The sequence below is a fragment of the Nocardioides litoris genome, assembly GCF_006346315.1.
Lineage (GTDB): Bacteria > Actinomycetota > Actinomycetes > Propionibacteriales > Nocardioidaceae > Nocardioides > Nocardioides litoris.
Genome location: NZ_VDMR01000001.1, coordinates 895,799 through 916,281 on the forward strand (window position 1 = coordinate 895,799; position 20,483 = coordinate 916,281).

Below are 20,483 nucleotides of genomic sequence, written 5' to 3' on the forward strand. Positions count from 1 at the left end.
GGTACTCCTTCTCGGGAAGCATCAACGACCAGGCCGGGTTCGGGCTGGGTGACACCCCGTCCACGACCCACAGGAGCACCCATGACCACCCTCGTGACCGCCGCCTCCGGCCAGCTCGGCCGCCTCGTCCTCGACGTCCTCCTCGACCGCGGGGTCGCGCCCGGCGACCTCCGGGCCGGCGCCCGCACGCCGTCCGCCCTGGCGCCGTACGCCGAGCGCGGGGTGGAGGTCGTCCACCTCGACTACGACGACGCGGCGTCGGTGGAGGCGGCTGTGGCCGGGACCGAGAAGGTGCTGCTGGTCTCCGGCAGCGAGGTCGGCCGTCGCGTCGAGCAGCACGGCCGGGTGGTCGCCGCCGCCGCGGCTGCCGGGGTCGGCCAGCTCGTCTACACCAGCGCCCCGCTGGCCACCACGGCCGACTTCGCCCTCGCGCCGGAGCACAAGGCGACCGAGGAGGCCATCGCCGCCGCCGGCGTCCCGGCGACGGTGCTGCGCAACAACTGGTACCACGAGAACTACGCCCCGGACCTCGCCACCGCCCGCGAGGCCGGGGTGCTCGTCTCGAGCGCGGGGGAGGGCCGGGTGGCCAGCGCCGCCCGGGCCGACTACGCCGAGGCCGCCGCGGTCGTCCTCACCACCGACGGCCACGTCGGGCAGACCTACGAGCTGGCGGGCGACGTCGCGTGGACGCCGCAGGTGCTCGCCGACACCCTCGGCGAGGTGCTCGGCCGCGAGGTGCGGCTGCAGCCCGTCTCCACCGAGGAGCACGTCGCGCTGCTGGAGTCCCACGGCCTCGACGCCGGTACGGCGGGGTTCGTGGCCTCCATCGACGACGCCCTCCGCCGCGGGGTGCTGGCCGGGTCCGACGGCACCCTGGCGCGCCTGCTCGGTCGCCCGACGACGCCGCTCGCCGAGGGGCTGCGGGCCCTCGCCGGCTGAGCCGGGACGACCGAGCCCGCGGGTGGGCCACCTCACCCGGTGGCCACCCCGCGGGTGGTCCCGGCGGCCGGGCTGCTCTGGCACCGTCGAGGACATGAGTGGACACGACGACGAGCAGGAGCCGCAGGGCCAGGTCTCGGAGGTCAACAGCCTGGGCGACGGGCCCGGCCCGATCAGCGACAGCCAGGGCGTCGCCGGCAACCCGGAGGCACCGCCCGCGGAGGACGTGGCCGCCGGGCCCAACTCCAACCCGCACCGCGAGCCCCACCGCGCCCGGGGCGAGGACCTCGAGGGCGACGGCACGGGAGGCCTGGGCGGCAAGTCGGGCGACGGCCGCTAGGGCCCCGCTCGTGGAGCACCGCTCAGCCCTGTGACCGCACCCGGATGCCGCTGAGCGGCACCGTCACGGTGCCGGCGGGGTCGGTGAAGAAGTCATTGCCCTTGTCGTCGACGACGATGAAGGCCGGGAAGTCCTCGACCTCGATCTTCCAGACCGCCTCCATGCCGAGCTCGGCGTACTCGACGACCTCCTGGCTGCGGATGCAGTCCTGGGCCAGCCGCGCCGCCGGCCCTCCGATCGAGCCCAGGTAGAACCCGCCGTGGGTGCCGCAGGCGTCGGTGACGGCCTTGGACCGGTTGCCCTTGGCCAGCATCACCATCGACCCGCCGGCGGCCTGGAACTGCTCCACGTAGGAGTCCATGCGCCCGGCCGTCGTCGGGCCGAACGAGCCCGACGCCATGCCCTCGGGCGTCTTGGCCGGCCCGGCGTAGTAGACCGGGTGGTCGCGCAGGTAGGACGGCATCTCCTCGCCCGCGTCGAGCCGCTCCTTGATCTTGGCGTGCGCGATGTCGCGGGCGACGACGAGCGGGCCGGTGAGCGAGAGCCGGGTCTTGACGGGGTGCCTCGACAGCTCGGCCAGGATCTCGGCCATCGGCCGGTTGAGGTCGATGTCGACGACCTCGCCACCCGCGATGTCCTCGGCGACCCCCGCGTCGGGCATGTACTGCGCGGGGTCGGTCTCGAGCTGCTCGAGGAAGACGCCCTCGGGCGTGATCTTGCCCAGGGCCTGCCGGTCGGCGGAGCAGGAGACGGCGATGGCGACCGGGCACGACGCGCCGTGGCGGGGCAGCCGCACGACCCGCACGTCGTGGCAGAAGTACTTGCCGCCGAACTGCGCGCCGATGCCGAACGACTGCGTCAGCTCGAAGACCTGCTGCTCCAGCTCGAGGTCGCGGAAGCCGTGCGCCGCCATCGACCCCTCGGTCGGCAGGTGGTCGAGGTAGTGCGCGCTGGCGTACTTGGCGGTCTTCAACGCGTACTCCGCGCTCGTGCCGCCGATCACGATCGCCAGGTGGTACGGCGGGCACGCGGCCGTGCCGAGCGAGCGGATCTTCTCGTCGAGGAACGACAGCATCCGGGTCGGGTTGAGGATCGCCTTGGTCTCCTGGAACAGGAACGACTTGTTGGCCGACCCGCCGCCCTTGGCCATGAAGAGGAACTTGTACTCCGGCGTGCCGCTCGCGGGCGTCGGGGTCGAGTAGAGCTCGACCTGCGCCGGGAGGTTGGTGCCGGTGTTCTTCTCCTCGTACGTCGTCAGCGGGGCCAGCTGGGAGTAGCGCAGGTTGAGCCGGGTGTAGGCGTCGTAGACGCCCCGACTGATGGCCTCGGCGTCGTCGGCGCCGGTGAGCACGCCCTCGGACTTCTTGCCCATGACGATCGCGGTGCCCGTGTCCTGGCACATCGGCAGCACGCCGCCGGCGGAGATGTTGACGTTCTTGAGCAGGTCGAGCGCGACGAACCGGTCGTTGCCCGACGCCTCGGGGTCGTCGATGATCCGGCGGAGCTGGGCGAGGTGGGCCGGGCGCAGGAAGTGGCTGATGTCGTGCATCGCCTCGGCCGTCAGCCGCTGCAGGGCCTCCGGGGCGACCTTGAGGAAGGTCTGGCCGGCGACCTCCACCGTCGAGACGCCCTCGGTCGTCACGAGCCGGTAGGGCGTGTCGTCGGGACCCGTGGGCAGCAGGTCGGAGTAGCGGAACTCGGGGCCGGGCGCGCTGGTCACGAAGGTGGAGCGTAACCGCTGCCTGGAGTGGGGCCGCGACCCCCGACCGCGGGGCCCGTCGGGAGGATCGGTGGCCGCCCCGGCCGCGGGCGACGGCTGGGGTCCGGGGGCCGGTTCAGGCGGAGGGGCCGCCGCCGTCGGCCGAGGCCGTGCCACCCGCGCACGAGGCCATCGGCTCGGGCGCGGTGACGCCGTCCTGGAACTCCTGCACGAACAGCGCCAGCCGCGGGTCGTCGGCCGCGGTGAGCTGGAGCTGGCGGCCCCAGACGGTGACGACCACGGGCGCCGGCAGGTCGTCGTACGGCGAGAGGATGCCGTTCTGCGGCAGCTGGTCGGCCAGGGTCTCGACGTCCTCGGCCGGCAGGTCGGGCGCGTGGGTGATCCACACGGTGCCGTGCTCGAGGTCGTGCACCGCGTTCTCGTCGGGCACCGGCTCGTCGTACACCCCGCAGTCGAGCCACTCCGCGTCGTGCGCGCCGCCGACGGGCGGCACCTGCTCGTAGTCGACCGGCTCCTCGACGTGGGTGGTGGGCAGGTCGTCGTACGCCTCCACGGCGGACAGGTCGGACGGCCCGGCGGAGCCCGCGGGGTCGCCGCCGGCGCTCGGACCCGGCTCGTCCTCGCCGTCGAGCATCACCAGCGGGACGACGATCGCCGCGGCCAGCACGACCACGGCCGCCACGGCCGCGAGCACCAGGCGTCCCCGGCCCCGCTTCGGGGCCGACGGGGGCTGGAAGGGCTGGGCAGGCGGGAACGGCGGGTACGGCGGGGGAGGGCCCCAGCCCGGCGGGGGCGGAGGCGGGGGCGGGGTCGTCGGGGGTCCCCAGGCGGGCGGCTCCGGAGGCGGCTGCGTCACGCCGCCAGGGTCGCACGTCCCCCCAACGACGCTGACCCGTCGTGGATGCACGACGGGTCAGCAGCGGGTGGTGCGGGGCTGGTGCGGGGCTGGTGCAGGGCTGGTGCGGGGGTGGTGCAGGTGAGGTCGGTCAGCCGGCGGCGGCGGGCTGCTCGGCGGCGGCCTCCATGGCGTGGCCGTGGATGCGGCCGGCACGGGAGCGGTCGACGGTGAGGTTCTCGCCGGTCTGCGGGTCGAACAGGTGCATCTTGGCCGTGTTGACCCAGATTTCGGCCTCGTCGCCCTCGGCGATGGTGCTCGCGCCGTCGAGGGAGACGACCAGCTGCGTGCGCAGCGCCTCGCCGTCGAGGTCGCGCTCGAGCTGCTGGAGCTGCTGCTGCACCTCCGGCGGCGCCTCGAAGGGCAGGTAGGCGTAGGCCTCGTTGCCCAGCCACTCCACGACGTCGACCTGGGCCCGGAAGGTCGAGCCCTTGCCGGGGTCGTCGACGACCGAGGCGTCCTCGAAGTGCTCGGGCCGGATGCCGGCGATGAGGAGTCCCTTGCCGGCGGCCTTCTCGGCCTTCTCGGCCGGGATCTCGACGGACCCGAAGGGCAGCTTGACCGAGGTGCCCTCGACGGTGGCGGGCAGGAAGTTCATCGGCGGCGAGCCGATGAAGCCGGCCACGAACAGGTTGCCGGGGTTCTCGTAGAGCTCGCGCGGCGAGGCCAGCTGCTGCAGGACCCCGCGCTTGAGCACCGCGACGCGGTCACCGAGCGTCATGGCCTCGGTCTGGTCGTGGGTGACGTACACCGTGGTGATGCCGAGCCGCTTCTGCAGCCGGGCGATCTCGGTGCGCATCTGGCCGCGCAGCTTGGCGTCGAGGTTGGACAGCGGCTCGTCGAAGAGGAACGCGTCGGCGTCGCGGACGATCGCGCGGCCCATGGCGACCCGCTGTCGCTGGCCGCCGGACAGGTTGCCGGGCTTGCGGTCGAGGTGCTCGTCGAGCTCGAGGGTCTTCGACGCCGCGCGGACCTTCTCGTCGACCTCGCTGTCGGGGGCCTTGGCCAGCCGCAGCGGGAAGGCGATGTTCTCGTAGACGCTCAGGTGCGGGTAGAGCGCGTAGTTCTGGAACACCATCGCCAGGTTGCGGTCGCGCGGGGCGAGGTCGTTGACCCGCTTCTCGCCGATCACCATGTCGCCGGAGGTGATGTCCTCCAGGCCCACGATCATCCGCAGCAGCGTCGACTTCCCGCAGCCCGACGGGCCGACGAGGATCATGAACTCGCCGTCGGCGATGTCGATGCTGACGTCGTTGACCGCGGGGAAGCCGTCGCCGTACTTCTTGACGATGTTCCTCATCGAGATACCGGCCATGGACGGATCACCCCTTCACTGCGCCGGAGGTCAGGCCGGCGACGATCTTGCGCTGGAAAATCAGGACGATGACGACGATCGGGATCGTCGCGACGACGGCCGCTGCGGCGAGCAGGGAGGCCGGTCGGTTGAACGGGTCGGCGCCGACGAAGAACGACAGGGCCGCCGGGATGGGTCGCGCCGCCTCGGTCGAGGTGAGCGAGATGCCGAAGACGAAGTCGTTCCAGGCGAAGAAGAACGTCAGGATGGCCGCGGTGAAGACGCCGGGCGCGGCCAGCGGCACGATCACCCGCCGGAAGGCCTGCCACGACGTGGCGCCGTCGACCTGGGCCGCCTGCTCCATCTCCCACGGGATCTCCCGGAAGAACGCCGACAGGGTCCAGATCGCCAGCGGCAGCGTGAACGACATGTAGGGGATGATCAGGCCCGGCCACGTGTCGTAGATGCCGATCGCGCGCCACATGTCGAACAGCGGCCCGACCAGCGAGACCACCGGGAACATCGCGATCACCAGGGCCATGGTGAGCACGAACTTCTTGCCCTGGAACTCCAGGCGGGCGATGGCGTACGCCGCCAGCGTGGCGATCACGACCGAGAGGAACGTCGCGATCAGCGAGATGCCGATCGAGTTGCGGATGGCGTCGAGGAACTGCCCGTTGTCGAGCACCGAGCGGTAGTTGTCCAAGCCGGCGTTGGTGCCCTCGGCCGGGAAGAACCCGGGGTTGCCGACGGTGACCGACTCCTGGGTCTTGAACGACAGCGAGATGATCCAGGCCACCGGCAGCAGGCACCAGGCCAGCACGAACAGCACGCCGACGACGAGTCCGACCTTCTGCTTCATGGTCTCAGCCCTCCTGTCGGGCGGCGGCCAGGTCGACGCGGAACACCTTGACGATGACCGCGGCGACGATGATGACGGAGATGAAGAGCAGCACCGAGAGTGCCGAGCCGATGCCCAGCTGGAACTGCTCGATCACCTGCCGGTAGGTCAGGAACGAGATCGACTCGGTGCCGTTGGCGCCGGCGGTCATGACGAAGATGTTGTCGAAGATGCGGTAGGCGTCGAGGGCCCGGAAGAGCACCGCGACCATGATCGCCGCGCGCATGTTGGGCAGGATCACCCGGGTCAGCCGTTGCCACCAGGTCGCCCCGTCGACCTTGGCCGCCTCGAGCATGTCCTCCGAGACCTGGGCCAGGCCGGCCAGGAGCAGCAGCGACATGAACGGGGTGGTCTTCCAGATCTCGGAGAGCATGATCGCCGCGATCGACGACGGGTACTCGGCGAACCAGTTGAAGTCGTCGCCCACGAACGGGAGCCAGCTGTTGATGAACCCGTTGGTGTTGGAGAACGCGAACTGCCAGGCGAAGCCCGAGACGACCGTGATGATGCCGTAGGGGATGAGGATCGAGGTCCGGATGAGGCCGCGGGCGAAGATCACCCGGTGCATCACCATCGCGAAGGCGAAGCCGATGACGAGCTCGACGACGACGGTCACGACCATGATGAAGACCGTGTTGGCGGTGGTCTTCCAGAACAGCCCGTCGGTCAGCGCGGTGACGTAGTTGTCGATCCCGATGAAGGCCCGGTCGTCGGGCGCGGTGAGGGAGTAGTCGAACAGCGACAGGTAGAGCGCCCGCAGCATCGGGAACGCCGTCACCAGCAGCATCAGCACGATGGCCGGCGCCACCAGCTTGCGGCCGAGGCTGTTCTCGGCCCGGGCCCGGTCGGAGACCGGCGGCTTGACGCCCTTGCGAGCGCCCTGGTCGCCCGGCTCGGTGCGCGGTGCGGTCACGGTGCTCACAGCAGGGCCTTCCCGCTCAGGACGTCCTCGAGGAACTGCTGGGACCGCTCCGGGGTGGAGTCGGGGTCCACCGATGCCGGCGAGTGCCAGCGGGCCTGGACGGCGTTGGAGATCTGGCTGTAGAACGCGCTCTTGGGTCGCGGCCCACCGCTGTCGATGCTCTGGCGCCACAGGTCGAGCAGCTCGGCCGGGTAGGCCTCGCGCAGGCGCTGCTCCTCGTAGACCGAGGAGCGTGACGGCATCAGGCCGTCGTTGACGGCCAGCTCGAGCTGCGCCTCGGGGTCGCTCACGCAGAGCGCGGCCTCCTTGGCCCAGTCGACGTGCTTGCCGTAGGCCCCGACGCCGATGTCGATGCCACCGATCGGGGGCTTGGACTCCTCGCCCTGCACCGTCTGCGGGTAGCGGGCGAAGCCGAGGTCGTCGAGCTGCTGCTCGTCGGCCGGGCCGCCGGGCTGGCCGAGGAGGTCGACGTAGTTCTTGTAGACGAACGTCCAGCTCGTCATGAACTCACCGGGGCCGTCGGCGGGGTACATCGCACCCAGGCTGGTGCCCTCGTTGGAGGTGGTGAGGTCGGGCTGGCGGGCGGGGGAGTCAGCCAGCTTCTGGATGACCGCCGCGGCGTCCTTGCCGGCCTGGGAGTCGATGGTGACCTTGGCGTCGCGGCCGTCCTCGGCCGTGTCGGGGTCGATGATGTTGCCGCCGGCGCCCTCGATGAGGGCGTTGATCCACACGACGTACCCCTCGTAGCGGTTGGCCTGGACGCCGACCGTGCCGCCCTGGGAGGAGGCGGCGTCGATGACCTGGTCCCACGTGACGGGCTGGCTCATGTCGAGGCCCGCGGCCTCGGCCAGCGACTTGCGGTACCAGAGGACCTGGGTGTTGGCCCACTGCGGGACCGCGAAGATCTTGTCCTCCCACTTCACCGTCTCGGCCGAGCCGGCGAGGGTGTCCTGGTCGTCGACCGCCTGCCCGGCCTGGTCGCCGGTGAACTCGGCCAGCCAGTCGGCGTTGGCGAACTCGGCCACGAAGACCGGGTCGAGGCTCATCAGGTCGGTCGAGCTGTCCTCCGCGGCCAGGCGGCGGGCCAGCTGGGTGCGCTGGTCGGTCGCGCTCGCGGGGAGCAGGTTGATCTTGATGTCGTACTGGTCGGTGCTGCACCGCTCGGCCAGCTGGGTGAGCGTGGCCTGCCCGTCGGGGTTGATGTACCAGTTCAGGGTCGGCTTGCCCTCGCTGCCGCAGGCGGACAGGAGCGTCCCGCCCAGCACCAGCGCCGCTGCGGCGGCCAGGCCCCGGCGCCGGCGGCCCCGTCGGGCTGAGGTCCTCGTCCCGGTCGTGCTCGGATCCATCGGTCGTCCCTCCCGCTCGTGTACCTCGTCACACCCTGGCGGTCTCGTCCCCGGCTGTCCAGCGATCCGGGGGGTGGGACGCAGGCGCACGAGTGGGGCAGGTGGGACCATGCGCGACCGTCGGGCCGGGGCTCTCCGAGGGGTCGGGGCGGTGCCCGCTAGTGTGAGCCGGGTCACTTCACGACGGATCGTCCGGCACGTACCTGCCGGTGGAGGGAGCACACACCATGGCCACAGTGACGTTCGAGAAGGCCCAGCGATGGTACCCGGGGGCCGATGCCCCGGCGGTGCCGGGGCTCGACCTGGAGATCCGCGACGGGGAGCTCATGGTCCTCGTCGGACCGTCCGGGTGCGGCAAGTCGACCACCCTGCGCATGCTCGCGGGGCTCGAGGAGGTCGACGACGGCAGGATCTACGTCGGTGAGCGCGACATCACCGACGTCGCGCCGAAGGACCGGGACATCGCGATGGTGTTCCAGAACTACGCGCTCTACCCGCACATGTCGGTCGCCGACAACATGGGTTTCGCGCTCAAGATGGCCAAGGTGCCCGAGGCCGAGCGGAAGAAGCGGGTGGCCGAGGCCGCCGAGCTGCTCGGGCTGACGGAGTACCTCGCCCGCAAGCCCAAGGCCCTCTCCGGCGGCCAGCGGCAGCGTGTCGCGATGGGCCGGGCCATCGTGCGCAGCCCCCAGGTCTTCTGCATGGACGAGCCGCTGTCCAACCTCGACGCCAAGATGCGTGTGCAGACCCGCACCGACATCGCCCGGCTCCAGTCCGACCTCGGCGTCACCACCGTCTACGTCACCCACGACCAGGTCGAGGCCATGACGATGGGCGACCGGGTCGCGGTGATGAAGGACGGCGTCATCCAGCAGGTCGACACGCCGCTGGCGCTGTACGACCGCCCAGCCAACCTGTTCGTGGCCGGCTTCATCGGCTCGCCCCAGATGAACCTGGTCGAGGCCACCGCGGTCGACGGCCGGGCGCGCATCGGCGAGTACGCCGTGCCCGTGGACCCGGCGGCGGAGAAGACGATGTCGGGCCGCATCACGGTCGGCGTGCGTCCGGAGTCGTGGCGGGTCGTCCCGGCCGGCGAGAGCGGCCTGCCGGTGCGGGTCACCGTGGTCGAGGAGCTGGGTGCGGACGGGTACGCCTACGGCACCTCCGACGTCGCCGGCACGCCGTCCAACGTCATCGTGCGGGTGCCCGGTCGCGACTCGGTCCGCAAGGGCGAGACCATCCACGTCACGACCGACCCCCAGCACGTGCACGTCTTCGACACCGACACCGGCGAGCGACTCTCGGCCTGAGGGCGTCGGTTCGCCGGTCGACGGGTCGGGTCGGGTGGCGGAAGAGCCTGGCAAGCGAGGGAATCCCCGGTCAGCCGGGGATTCCTCGCCCCGGCCGGCGAGCAGCTACCGCGCGCCTCAGGCGCGGCGGGCGTTGCCGGTGATGGCCTCGACGAAGGTGGGCCACAGCGGCTCGGGCATGTCGTGGCCCATGCCTTCGACCAGCAGCAGCTCGGCGCCGGGGATCGCGGTGGCGGTCGCGCGGCCGCCCGAGACGTGCACCATCTTGTCGGCCAGGCCGTGCACGACGACGGTGGGCACGTCGAGCGCCCGCAGCCCGGGGGTGCGGTCGGCGGTGGTCACGATCGCGGCCATCTGCCGCGTCGTGCCGGACAGGGACACGCCGCGGTCGTAGGTGTCGGCGGCCCGCTTCTCCACCTTCTCCTTGGTCTGCGGGTAGGCGGGCGAGCCGATGAGGCCCCAGGTCGCGGTGCTGGAGCGGATGTAGCCCTCGCGGCCCTGGCTGGCGGTGAGCAGGTTGCGGAGCAGCACCGGGTGCTGCCAGCCGACGGTGCGCCGGCCCGTGGTCGACATGATGCTGGCCATCGAGCGCACCCGGCCCGGCTCGAGCAGCGCCATGCACTGCACGACCATGCCGCCCATCGACACCCCGGCCACGTGGGCCGAGGCGATGCCGAGGTGGTCGAGCAGGCCGAAGGCGTCGCGGGCCAGGTCGTCGAGGGTGTACGGCGGCGTGACGCGCATGCCGGTGAAGCCGCGCACCAGCATCGACCGGCTCACCCGGCCCCGCGCACGGCTCGACCGGCCGACGTCGCGGTTGTCGAAGCGGATGACGTGGAAGCCCTCGCGGGCGAGCATCTCGCACAGCGGTGCGTCCCACCACGTCATCGGGCCGCCCAGGCCCATCACCAGCAGCAGCGGCTCGTCCTCGGGGTCGCCGAAGGTCTGGTAGCACAGCTCGATGTCACCGGAGACCGGCGCGAAGAGCTCCTCGGAGACGGACACGGGCGCAGGAGCGGATGGCACGGCCTCCATCCAAGCACGCGGGAACAGCCTGGATCTCCCCACGGGTGAGCCGCCTGTGGTTACCGTCACACCATGTCTGAGAACCCGTTGGGGTCCTTCCTGCTCCCGGACGGCTTCGGTCGGCCGCACCTGGCCGCCGTGCTGCGGGAGGGGAGCGTGGTGACCGAGGTCGGTCGGTACGCCGTCCGCGCGCGCGAGGAGCGACGGCTGCGGCGCTCGCGTGCCTACACCGCCCGCGCCTCGTCCCGCGCCGCCGAGCCGGTCGTGCTGGTGCCCGGCTTCCTCGCCGGCGACGCCACGCTCACCGCGATGGCCCGCACCCTGCGCGCCCGCGGCTTCCGGACCTACCGCTCCCAGATCCGGGCCAACGTCGGCTGCACCATGGACGCCGCCACCCTGCTCGAGACCCGGCTCGAGGCGATCGTGGCCCGCCGCGGCACCCGGGTCCAGCTCGTCGGGCACAGCCTCGGCGGCATGATCTCCCGCGGCCTCGCCGTACGCCGCCCCGACCTCGTCGCGGGCATCGTGACGCTCGGCAGCCCGATGCTGGCGCCGGGCGCCCACCACCTGCTGCTCTCGTGGGGGGTCGAGGGCCTGGTCCGGCTCAGCCGGGCCGGGGTGCCGGGCCTGATGGCCGAGGACTGCGTGGCCGGCGCCTGCGCCCGCCAGAGCTGGGAGGAGAGCCGCGAGCCGCTGGCCGCCGACGTCGGGTTCACCGCCGTCTACTCCCAGCGCGACGGCATCGTCGACTGGCGGGCCTGCATCGACCCCGCGGCCGTGGCCGTCGAGGTCACCGCGTCCCACTGCGGCATGGCGGTCGACCCCCGCGTCATCGACGAGGTCGCCGCGGCCCTGCGTCGGCAGATGGACACCGGACGGGTGGTCCTCCGCTCGGCTTGAGCCCGCACCCTGGAGGGACCGGGATGGTGCTGTCCGTTGGACACACTGGGTGGGCCGTGCAGGGACCGCCCAGTGTGTCCACCGGTCAGTAAGGACCGGCGGGTGGCCGGCCGGGGACGGGTCAGAGGCCGCCGAAGTCGATGGCCGAGAACGGCCGCAGCTTCTCCAGCCGGTGCTCGGAGTGGATCGAGCGGATCGTGCCCGAGCGCGACCGCATGACCAGCGAGTGCGTGCTGCAGCCACCGGCGGAGTAGCGCACGCCCTTCATCAGCTCGCCGTCGGTGATGCCGGTGGCGACGAAGAAGCAGTCGTCACCGGTGACGAGCTGGTCGGTGGTCAGCAGGGCCTCGGGGGACAGGTCGTGGCCGGCGTCGATGGCCCGCTGCCGCTCCTCGTCGTCCGTGGGCCACAGCCGACCCTGGATGACGCCGTCCATGCACTTCATCGCGCAGGCGGCGATGATGCCCTCGGGCGTGCCACCGATGCCGAGCAGCAGGTCGATGCCGGTCTCGGGGCGGGCGGCCATGATGGCGCCGGCGACGTCGCCGTCGGTGATGAACTTGATCATCGCGCCGGTCGCCCGGATCTCCTCGACCAGCGTCTCGTGGCGGGGCCGGTCGAGGAGCACGACGGTGACGTCGGAGGCCTTCTTGCCCTTGGCCTTGGCGACCTGGTGGATGTTCTCGGCGACCGGGTAGCGCAGGTCGACGACGTCGGCGGCCTCGGGGCCGGTGACCAGCTTCTCCATGTAGAACACCGCGGACGGGTCGTACATCGAGCCGCGCGGGGAGACGGCGAGCACGGCCACGGCGTTGCTCATGCCCTTGGCGGTCAGGGTGGTGCCGTCGATCGGGTCGACCGCCACGTCGCACTCGGGGCCGGTGCCGTCGCCGACCTCCTCGCCGTTGTAGAGCATCGGGGCGTTGTCCTTCTCGCCCTCGCCGATGACGACGGTGCCGCGCATGCCGATGGTCGAGATCATCACCCGCATCGCGTTGACCGCGACGCCGTCGGCGCCGTTCTTGTCACCGCGGCCGACCCAGCGGCCGGCGGCCATGGCCGCGGCCTCGGTGACGCGGACGAGCTCGAGGGCCAGGTTGCGGTCGGGTGAGCTGGGAGCGACTTCGAACTGCGGCGGCACGGCGGTCGGGCTCATGGCCGGACCCTATCGCCAGAGGGACAGCACGCCGACCGCCGCGACCAACGACACGGGGGTGAGCGCCAGCGAGACCCGGTGGAACTCCGGCAGGGGCGCCCGGCCGTCCTGCGCCACCAGGGTCCGGCGCCAGAGCAGGTTGGCCAGCGAGCCCGACAGGGTCAGGCCGGACCCGACGTTGAGGCCGACGAGGGCGGCCAGGACGGCGACGTCGCCCAGGGGCGCGACGAGCGGCACCAGCAGCAGGGTGGCCGAGAGGTTGGTCAGCACGTTGGCCAGCGCGGTGGCCAGGGCCGCGATGCCGAGCAGGGCCCAGAATCCCGTCCCCGCCGGTACGACGCCCGCCACCGCCTCGCCGAGGAACCCGTCGCCGATGGCCGCGACGACCACGCCCAGCGCGAGCACGAGCAGCGCGAACTCGGGGTGGGCGGCCGCGGCCGCGTCGGGCACGCTCAGCAGCCGCCGCGCGCGGCCCCAGGCCACCAGCACGACCGCGGCCGCGCCGGCCACCCAGCACGGGTCGACGCCCAGCGGGGAGGTCGCCGCGAACCCGACCAGCATCACCAGCACGACCGCCGTCGGCACGACCGGCAGCGGCGGCGCCGGGGCGACCTCGGACGCGGCGGCCCCGGACAGGTCGCGGCGGAAGAACAGCCGGAGGCCGGCGTACTCGACGAGGAGGACGACCACGAGCACGGGGGCCATGGCGGCGGCGAACCCGGCGAAGGTGAGGTCGAGGGAGGGGACGGCCAGCAGGTTGGTCAGGTTGGAGACCGGGAGCAGCAGCGAGGCGGAGTTGGCCATCCGCAGGCAGGCGTAGGCGCCCGGGCGCTCGGCGACCCCGGCCGCACGGGCCGCGGCGACCACGACCGGGGTCAGCAGCACGACGGTGGCGTCGAGGCTCAGCACCGCCGTGACGGCGGCGGCGACCAGGAAGGCGACCGTGAGCAGCCGCACCGGCCCGCCGCCGCGCAGCAGCCCGCCCGCCGCCTCGAACAGGCCGGCCCGGGCGCAGACCTGGGCCACGACCAGGATCGCCACCAGGAACGCCACGACCGGCAGCAGCTCGCGGACGACCTCGACGGTCCGGTCGACGTCGACGAGCCCGGTGAGGACCACCACCGCCGCCGCGAGGACCGAGACGACGGCCTCCACGGCCCGGGGCGGGTGCCGGTAGGCCACGACGAGCAGAGCCCCGAGGGCACCGACCGCGACGAGGTCGACGGCGGGCACCGGGGAAACCTACGGCACGATGGTGGGGTGAGTGAGCGACCGGCCCGCTACGAGCGGTCCTTCAGCGGCCTGATCGCGGCCATCGTGGTCACCGTGCTGGCGGTGGGCGCGTTCGTGCTGTTCACCGGCACCTTCCGGGACCCGCAGGAGCGTGGGGTGCCGACGGTGGAGTACCTGCCGCTGGTCCGCGACCTGCAGGCGTCGGGTGCGACGGTGGTCTACCCGTCCTCGCTGCCCGAGGGCTGGCGCTCGACCGACGTGCGCTACGAGCCGGGTGAGGAGCCGCGCTTCGAGCTCAACCTCTACACGCCCGACGACGACTTCGTGGGCCTGCGCCAGGTCGCCGAGGAGGTCGACGACGTGCTCGGCGACGCCGGCGTGGACGACGCCTCCGAGGAGGACCCGCTGAGCGGCGTCGAGGGCCCGGTGGCGACCTGGCAGGGCTGGGCCGACCCCGACGGTGACCGGGCCTACACCGCCCAGGTCCGCACGCCGAGCGCCACCGACACCGTGGTGGTGTACGGCGACGTGTCGGCCGAGGAGCTGGCCGACCTGGTGCGCCGGTTGACCACCGAGCCCGTGCCGGACGGGACTAGGAGCCCGGCTCCGACGTCGTCGACCCCGCCTGCGTGACCTGCTCGAGGCGCTCGCGGGCGCCGTCGAGCCAGTCCTGGCAGATGGTGGCGAGCGCCTCGCCGCGCTCCCACAGGGCGAGCGACTCCTCCAGGGTCGTGCCGCCGGCCTCGAGGCGGCGCACCACCTCGACGAGCTCCTCGCGGGCCTCCTCGTAGGAGGGCTTCTCGGTCATGCGTCCTCCTCGGGGACGTCGGTGGGGGAGGACTCGGTGGAGACGACCTCCGCGTGCACCCGGCCGTCGGCGACCCGCACGCTGACGGCGGCGCCCGCGGCGAGGGCCGCCACGGAGGCGACGACGTGGCCGTCGGGGCCCTGCAGCACGGCGTACCCCCGCTGGAGCGTGGCGAGCGGCGAGAGGGCGCGGGCCCGGGCGCGCTGGTGGGCGACGTCGTCGGCGGCGCGGTCGAGCCGGTGCCGCAGCGTGCGGCGGGCGCGCTCGCGCAGCGCGTCGAGCTCGAGCACGTGCCGGTCGACGAGGGTGGTCGGGTCGGCGAGCGCGGGGCGGGAGCGCAGGGCGTCGAGCCCGGCCTGCTCGCGCGCGACCCGCGCGGTGACGACCGAGCGCAGCCGGTCGCGGGCCTGGCCGACGCCGTGGAGCTCGGCGACCACGTCGGGCACGACCAGCTTGGCGGCGTCGGTGGGGGTGGCGGCGCGCACGTCGGCGACGAGGTCGAGCAGCGGCTGGTCGGGCTCGTGCCCGATGGCGGAGACCACCGGGGTGCGGGCCTTGGCCACGGCGCGCAGCAGACCCTCGTCGCTGAACGGCAGCAGGTCCTCGACCGACCCGCCGCCGCGGGCGATGACGACCACGTCGACCCCGTCGTCGCGGTCGAGGCGGGCCAGCGCCTCCATCACCTCGGCCGCGGCGCGTGAGCCCTGCATGGTCGCGTGGGCGACGGCGAACTCGACCGCCGGCCACCGCCGCCGGGCCACCTCGACCACGTCGCGCTCGGCCGCCGAGGCGGGCGCGGTGACCAGGCCGACCCGCCGCGGCAGGAAGGGCAGCCGCCGCTTGAGCGCGGGGTCGAACAGGCCCTCGGCGGCCAGCAGCTGCCGCCGCCGCTCGATGCGGGCCAGCAGCTCGCCGAGCCCGACCATGCGGATGTCGCGGGCCTGCAGCGACAGCGTGCCGCGGTTGGCGTAGTAGGACGGCTTGGCGTGCAGCAGCACGCTGGCCCCCTCGACCAGGGGCGGGTTCATCGAGTCGACGAGGGTGCGGGACGCCGTCACGGGCACCGAGATGTCGGCGAGGGAGTCGCGCAGGGTGAGGAACACCGTCTGCAGGCCGGGACGCCGGCTGACCTGGGCGACCTGGCCCTCGACCCAGATCGCGCCGAGCCGGTCGACCCACCCGGCGATGGCCGTGGCGACCTGCCGGACGGGCGCCGGCTGCTCGGGGGAGGTGTCCAGGGCCACGCGGCGAGGCTAGCCGCGGCCACCGACAGGACCGTCGCCCGCGTCCGGCGCCCAGCTGCGCTCGAGCAGCCGCACGGCCTCGGGCAGGGTCAGGCCGAGCCGGCGCGCGGTGGCGGCGTACTCGGCGGCGGCCTCGGTGGCGTCGGCCGGGGCGGCGGCCGACGCGATCGAGGTGCCCCGACGCCCCTCGGTGACGACGACCCCGTCGGCCTCGAGCTCCTTGTAGGCGCGCGCCACGGTGCCGGCGGAGACCCCGAGGTCGGCGGCGAGGGTGCGGACCGGCGGCAGCTTGGTCCCTGCGGCCAGGTCGCCCGTCGCGGCGCGGGCGGCGACCTGCGCCCGCAGCTGCTCGAACGGCGGCGTCGCGGAGTTCGGGTCGAGCGGCTCGATGCTCACCCCGGGATGGTAGGACGGTGCGATGACCTACGCCCTCGTCGTCGGCGAGTCGCTCGTCGACGTCGTCACCGACGCCTCCGGCACGACCGTGGAGCGCCCGGGCGGCAGCGCGGCCAACGTCGCCGTCGCGCTGGCCCGGCTCGGCCGCCCGGTGCGGTTCGCCACGGCGTACGCCGACGACGAGCGCGGTGCGGCGATCGCGCGCCACCTCGCCGGCGCGGGGGTCGAGCCGGCCACCGACCCGCACGTCCTCGAGCGCACCTCCTCGGCGGCGGCGACGATCGGGGCCGACGGGTCGGCGACGTACGTGTTCGACCTCGACTGGCGGTTCGGGGCGGTGGAGACGGCCGAGCCGCCGGCGTACGTGCACGTCTGCTCGATCGGCGCGGTGCTCGAGCCGGGGGCCGACGACGTGCTCGCGCTGCTCGACCGGCTGCTGGCCGGCGACGCGCCGCCGACGGTCACCTACGACGTCAACGCCCGCCCGCAGATCACCGGCACCGGCCCCGGGGTGGTCGGTCGCGTCGAGTCGGTGGCCCGGCGCAGCCACGTGGTCAAGGCCAGCGACGAGGACCTCGCGGTGCTCTACCCGACCCTCGGGCTGGCCGAGGCCGCGCTGCACCTGCTCGGCCTCGGTCCCCGGGCCGTGGTGGTGACCCGGGGCGGGCAGGGGGCGCTGTGGCACGACGCCGACCAGGTGCGCAACGTGCCGGCCCGGCCGACGACCGTGGTGGACACCATCGGCGCGGGCGACACGTTCTCCGCGGCCACGATCGACGGCCTGTGGGACGGCCTCGACCCGGAGGCCACCCTGGCCCGTGCGGTCCGGGCGGCTGCGATCACCGTGTCCCGGCCCGGCGCCGACCCGCCGACGCGCGCCGAGCTCGACGCGGCGGGCTAGGAACGGCTCAGGGCGCCAGCCAGCGGTGCACGAGCGGCACGACGCTCGCGCCCTCGCCGGAGGCCGAGGCGACCCGCTTCATCGAGCCGGCCCGGATGTCGCCCACGGCGAAGACGCCGGGGACCGTGGTCGCGAGGTCGGCCGGCGGGTGGTCGTCGACCCACGCCGTGCGCGGGACGTCGCGGCCGGTGAGCACGAACCCGTGGGAGTCGCGGGCGACGGTGCCCGGCAGCCAGTCGCAGTGCGGCGCCGCGCCGAGCAGCAGGAACAGGCCCTGCACGTCGCGGCGGGCGACCTCGGCGGTGCGCGTGTCGCGCACGTCGATCCACTCCAGGCGGCCCTCGCCGCCGCCGTCGACGACCTCGGAGCAGGTGGCGACGTCGATGCGCGGGTTGAAGGCGATCTCGCCGACGAGGTAGGACGACATCGTCTCCTCCAGCGACGGCCGGCGGACCATGATGGTCACCGACCGCGCGAACCGGGAGAGGTGGATCGCCGCCTGGCCGGCGGAGTTGCCGCCGCCGACGACCACGACGTCGTAGTCCTGCATCTCGCGGGCCGCCGACATCGCGGAGCCGTAGACCACGCCGAGGCCGACCCGCTCCTCGACACCGGGCACGCCGAGCTTGCGGTAGGCGACGCCGGTGGCCACGACCACCGACCGGGCGCGGAGCTCGCCGGTGTCGGTGCGCAGGACGTGGACGCCGTCCTCGGGGTCGTGGTCGAGCGCCTCCACCTCCCAGCCGGTGGCGAGCTGGACGCCGAACCGGATGGCCTGGTTGCGCGCCCGCTGGGCCAGCCGCATGCCGGAGATGCCGCGCGGGAAGCCCAGGTAGTTGCGGATCATCGACGACGTGCCGGCCTGCCCGCCGATGGCCTCGGCCTCGAGGACCACCGTCGAGAGGCCCTCGCTGCCGCCGTACACCGCGGCGGCGAGGCCGGCCGGGCCGGCGCCGACGACGGCGAGGTCGACCACGCCCTCGATGGTCGCCGCCTGCGGGTTGCCGTAGAAGCGTCCCGCGACCTCGCGCACCGACCTCGCGACGTACGGCGGGTGGCCGAAGGTGCTCACGACCGGCCACGCGACCTCGGTGCCGCCGGCCTCGAGCTCGGCCACGGTCTCGGCACCCTCGGGCGACTCGGGCGTGTGGACGCGGGTGGGCATGCCCATCCGCTCGGCGTACTCGCGGACGGCGGCGGTCAGGGCCAGGCCGGGCGGGGAGACGATGCGGACCGACTCGACCTCCGGGGCCGCCACGGTGGCGCCCCAGTCGGAGAGCAGCTCGGTGATCGCGCCGTGGAACTCCTCGTCGCGCACGCCGCGGGGCATCAGCAGGTAGGCGTCGTACTTGCCCTTGGCCAGGCCGGGCCGCAGCTCGGGCGCCTGCTCGAGGAAGCGCTCGTACGGCGCCGCCACGACCCGGCGCGCCGTCGGCACCTTGGCCCGCCAGTGGTGGAAGGCCTCGAGCGGGTGCGCGTCGGGGAGGTCGCCGTCCTGGACGAACAGGGCGACGGTGCCGCCCCCGCCCTTGACGTCGAGGATGACCTCGATCGCCTCAGCGGCGGAGCCGGCGGTGCGCAGGTCGTAGTCGCGGGCGTAGCGACCGAACTCGTCGAGCAGGAAGTCGGCGTGCCGGGCGGAGACGATGAGGATGGTGGGTGCGGGGGCGTCGGCCACGCCCCTGAGTATTGCGGGAGGATGGGCGGGTGCGCCTCCGGATCGACCTCGCCTACGACGGCACGGCGTTCAAGGGCTGGGCGGCGCAGCCGGGCCTGCGCACCGTGCAGGGCGAGCTCGTGGCCGCGCTGGCCACGGTGCGCCGGGTGCCGGTCGAGCAGGTGGCGGTCGTGTGCGCCGGACGCACCGACGCCGGGGTGCACGCGCGGGGGCAGGTGGTGCACCACGACGTCGAGGGTGCCGAGGACACCGAGGTGCCCGACAAGCTGGCGCGGCGGCTGAACGGGGTGCTGCCGCCCGACGTGCGGGTGCGCCGGGTGGTCGAGGCGCCGGCGGGGTTCGACGCCCGGTTCGGGGCCCTGTGGCGGCGCTACGCCTACCGGGTCGCCGACCGCACCGACCTGCTCGACCCGCTCACCCGCGCCCACGTGCTGGCCTGGCCGCGGCCGCTCGACCTCGACGCCATGAACGCCGCCTCCGCCCTGCTCGTCGGCCGCCACGACTTCGCGTCGTTCTGCAAGCGGAGGGAGGGCGCGACGACGATCCGCACCCTGCTCGACCTGTCGTGGGCGCGCGACGACGCCGGGGTGGCGGTGGGCACGGTGCGGGCGGACGCGTTCTGCCACAGCATGGTCCGCGCCCTCGTGGGCTGCCTGCTCGCTGTCGGCGAGGGGCGCCGCGAGCCCGCGTGGGCGGGCGAGGTGCTGCGGGCCGAGCGGCGCGACGCCGGGGCCGCGGTCGTGCACGCCCACGGCCTCACGCTGGAGGAGGTCGCCTACCCGCCCGACGACGAGCTCGCGGCGCGGGCCACCCAGACGATGGCACGACGGGTCCGGGAGGACGTCGATGGCTGAGGCCGACGAGCACTACTTCACCGCCGACCCCACGGTGCCCTTCAAGCGGGCCGTGGTCGAGACCGAGGTGTGGGGGCGGACGATGCGCCTGCAGTCCGGCTCGGGGGTCTTCGCCCAGGGCCGCCTCGACGTGGGCACCGCGGTGCTCTTCCGCGAGACGCCGCCGCCCGCGTCGACGGTGCGCACGGTGCTCGACCTCGGCTGCGGGTACGGCGTCCTCGCGTGCGCCCTCGCCCTCGCCGTCCCCGGGGCGCGGGTGACCGCGGTCGACGTCAACGAGCGCGCCCTCCTGCTGACCCGGGAGAACGCGGCCGCGCTCGGGGTGGCCGACCGGGTCGTCGCCGCCACCCCCGACGGTGTCGAGCGCGACGACCCCGCGGCGACGTACGACGAGATCTGGAGCAACCCGCCGATCCGGATCGGCAAGGCCGCGCTGCACGACCTGCTGCTGACGTGGCTGCCCCGGCTGGCCCCCGGCGGGCGGGCCGTCATGGTCGTGGGCAAGAACCTCGGGGCCGACTCGCTGCAGCGCTGGCTGGGCGAACAGGGCTGGCCGACGGAGCGGCTGGCGAGCGCCAAGGGCTTCCGGGTGCTGGAGACCCGCCGGTTACCGTAGGCGC

21 protein-coding genes are annotated in these 20,483 nt (G+C 73.5%); 8 read left to right on the forward strand and 13 right to left on the reverse strand.

What is annotated here, in order from left to right:
* Window positions 1-81 precede the first annotated feature (81 nt).
* Together FJQ57_RS04395 and FJQ57_RS04400 are read left to right on the forward strand one after the other, a co-directional pair.
* Window positions 82-939 carry an NAD(P)H-binding protein gene (locus FJQ57_RS04395; protein ID WP_139977971.1) on the forward strand — a complete coding sequence of 286 codons (858 nt, stop codon included), beginning with the start codon at window positions 82-84 and terminating at the stop codon, window positions 937-939.
* A gap of 94 nt (window positions 940-1,033) precedes the next feature.
* A complete protein-coding gene (locus FJQ57_RS04400; protein WP_139977972.1) occupies window positions 1,034-1,279 on the forward strand; it encodes a hypothetical protein in 246 nt (81 codons plus the stop codon).
* A 22-nt stretch (window positions 1,280-1,301) separates the two neighbouring features.
* Here the strand turns inward: FJQ57_RS04400 and FJQ57_RS04405 are convergent, their stop codons facing one another.
* The 6 genes from FJQ57_RS04405 to FJQ57_RS04435 form a co-directional block, all read right to left on the reverse strand.
* Window positions 1,302-2,999, reverse strand: a complete 1,698-nt coding sequence (locus FJQ57_RS04405; RefSeq protein ID WP_139977973.1) for a fumarate hydratase — start codon at window positions 2,997-2,999, stop codon at window positions 1,302-1,304.
* A 115-nt stretch (window positions 3,000-3,114) separates the two neighbouring features.
* Window positions 3,115-3,693, reverse strand: a complete 579-nt coding sequence (locus FJQ57_RS04410; protein ID WP_170219266.1) for a thioredoxin-like domain-containing protein — start codon at window positions 3,691-3,693, stop codon at window positions 3,115-3,117.
* A 292-nt stretch (window positions 3,694-3,985) separates the two neighbouring features.
* A complete protein-coding gene (locus FJQ57_RS04420; protein WP_139977976.1) occupies window positions 3,986-5,209 on the reverse strand; it encodes an ABC transporter ATP-binding protein in 1,224 nt (407 codons plus the stop codon).
* A 7-nt stretch (window positions 5,210-5,216) separates the two neighbouring features.
* Window positions 5,217-6,050: a carbohydrate ABC transporter permease gene (locus FJQ57_RS04425; protein ID WP_139977977.1), complete on the reverse strand. Its 834-nt coding sequence runs from the start codon at window positions 6,048-6,050 to the stop codon at window positions 5,217-5,219.
* A 4-nt stretch (window positions 6,051-6,054) separates the two neighbouring features.
* Entirely contained in the window at window positions 6,055-7,002 is a 948-nt protein-coding gene (locus FJQ57_RS04430) for a carbohydrate ABC transporter permease (RefSeq protein ID WP_246081582.1), read from the reverse strand.
* Between the two features lie 5 nt (window positions 7,003-7,007).
* Window positions 7,008-8,357, reverse strand: coding sequence for an extracellular solute-binding protein (locus FJQ57_RS04435; protein WP_170219267.1), 1,350 nt, complete (start codon window positions 8,355-8,357; stop codon window positions 7,008-7,010).
* A gap of 227 nt (window positions 8,358-8,584) precedes the next feature.
* On the opposite strand from FJQ57_RS04435, the gene FJQ57_RS04440 reads away from it, so the two are divergent.
* Window positions 8,585-9,667 carry an ABC transporter ATP-binding protein gene (locus FJQ57_RS04440; protein WP_139977979.1) on the forward strand — a complete coding sequence of 361 codons (1,083 nt, stop codon included), beginning with the start codon at window positions 8,585-8,587 and terminating at the stop codon, window positions 9,665-9,667.
* 117 nt (window positions 9,668-9,784) lie between these two features.
* Here FJQ57_RS04440 and FJQ57_RS04445 read toward each other — a convergent pair whose 3' ends face one another.
* A complete protein-coding gene (locus FJQ57_RS04445) occupies window positions 9,785-10,672 on the reverse strand; it encodes an alpha/beta fold hydrolase (RefSeq protein WP_246081583.1) in 888 nt (295 codons plus the stop codon).
* A 93-nt stretch (window positions 10,673-10,765) separates the two neighbouring features.
* Between FJQ57_RS04445 and FJQ57_RS04450 the strand changes: the two genes are divergently transcribed.
* Window positions 10,766-11,593 (forward strand): alpha/beta fold hydrolase, encoded by an 828-nt coding sequence (locus tag FJQ57_RS04450; RefSeq protein WP_139977981.1) that lies wholly within the window; start codon window positions 10,766-10,768, stop codon window positions 11,591-11,593.
* A gap of 121 nt (window positions 11,594-11,714) precedes the next feature.
* Here the strand turns inward: FJQ57_RS04450 and glpX are convergent, their stop codons facing one another.
* Together glpX and FJQ57_RS04460 are read right to left on the reverse strand one after the other, a co-directional pair.
* Window positions 11,715-12,749: a class II fructose-bisphosphatase gene (glpX, locus tag FJQ57_RS04455; RefSeq protein ID WP_139977982.1), complete on the reverse strand. Its 1,035-nt coding sequence runs from the start codon at window positions 12,747-12,749 to the stop codon at window positions 11,715-11,717.
* Between the two features lie 9 nt (window positions 12,750-12,758).
* Window positions 12,759-13,982 carry an SLC13 family permease gene (locus FJQ57_RS04460; protein WP_139977983.1) on the reverse strand — a complete coding sequence of 408 codons (1,224 nt, stop codon included), beginning with the start codon at window positions 13,980-13,982 and terminating at the stop codon, window positions 12,759-12,761.
* A gap of 27 nt (window positions 13,983-14,009) precedes the next feature.
* Here FJQ57_RS04460 and FJQ57_RS04465 point away from each other — a divergent pair, with 27 nt between their 5' ends.
* Window positions 14,010-14,615, forward strand: coding sequence for a DUF4245 family protein (locus FJQ57_RS04465; RefSeq protein ID WP_170219268.1), 606 nt, complete (start codon window positions 14,010-14,012; stop codon window positions 14,613-14,615).
* On the opposite strand, the gene FJQ57_RS04470 is transcribed toward FJQ57_RS04465, so the two are convergent.
* The 3 genes from FJQ57_RS04470 to FJQ57_RS23540 are packed head-to-tail and all read right to left on the reverse strand — an operon-like array spanning window position 14,575 to window position 16,430.
* On the reverse strand, window positions 14,575-14,790 hold the full coding sequence (locus FJQ57_RS04470; protein WP_139977985.1) for an exodeoxyribonuclease VII small subunit: 216 nt from the start codon (window positions 14,788-14,790) through the stop codon (window positions 14,575-14,577). The two genes, FJQ57_RS04465 and FJQ57_RS04470, sit on opposite strands and share 41 nt — an antisense overlap.
* On the reverse strand, window positions 14,787-16,034 hold the full coding sequence (gene xseA, locus FJQ57_RS04475; RefSeq protein ID WP_139977986.1) for an exodeoxyribonuclease VII large subunit: 1,248 nt from the start codon (window positions 16,032-16,034) through the stop codon (window positions 14,787-14,789). Before xseA ends, FJQ57_RS04470 begins: the two co-directional genes overlap by 4 nt.
* 9 nt (window positions 16,035-16,043) lie before the next feature.
* Complete coding sequence (locus FJQ57_RS23540; RefSeq protein ID WP_139977987.1) at window positions 16,044-16,430, reverse strand: GntR family transcriptional regulator; 387 nt, start codon at window positions 16,428-16,430, stop codon at window positions 16,044-16,046.
* A 22-nt stretch (window positions 16,431-16,452) separates the two neighbouring features.
* Here FJQ57_RS23540 and FJQ57_RS04485 point away from each other — a divergent pair, with 22 nt between their 5' ends.
* On the forward strand, window positions 16,453-17,331 hold the full coding sequence (locus tag FJQ57_RS04485) for a carbohydrate kinase family protein (RefSeq protein ID WP_139977988.1): 879 nt from the start codon (window positions 16,453-16,455) through the stop codon (window positions 17,329-17,331).
* Between the two features lie 7 nt (window positions 17,332-17,338).
* Here the strand turns inward: FJQ57_RS04485 and FJQ57_RS04490 are convergent, their stop codons facing one another.
* On the reverse strand, window positions 17,339-19,009 hold the full coding sequence (locus FJQ57_RS04490) for an NAD(P)/FAD-dependent oxidoreductase (RefSeq protein ID WP_139977989.1): 1,671 nt from the start codon (window positions 19,007-19,009) through the stop codon (window positions 17,339-17,341).
* A 29-nt stretch (window positions 19,010-19,038) separates the two neighbouring features.
* On the opposite strand from FJQ57_RS04490, the gene truA reads away from it, so the two are divergent.
* A complete protein-coding gene (gene truA / locus FJQ57_RS04495; protein WP_139977990.1) occupies window positions 19,039-19,863 on the forward strand; it encodes a tRNA pseudouridine(38-40) synthase TruA in 825 nt (274 codons plus the stop codon).
* Window positions 19,856-20,479 (forward strand): class I SAM-dependent methyltransferase, encoded by a 624-nt coding sequence (locus FJQ57_RS04500; RefSeq protein WP_139977991.1) that lies wholly within the window; start codon window positions 19,856-19,858, stop codon window positions 20,477-20,479. Before truA ends, FJQ57_RS04500 begins: the two co-directional genes overlap by 8 nt.
* Window positions 20,480-20,483: the final 4 nt, after the last annotated feature.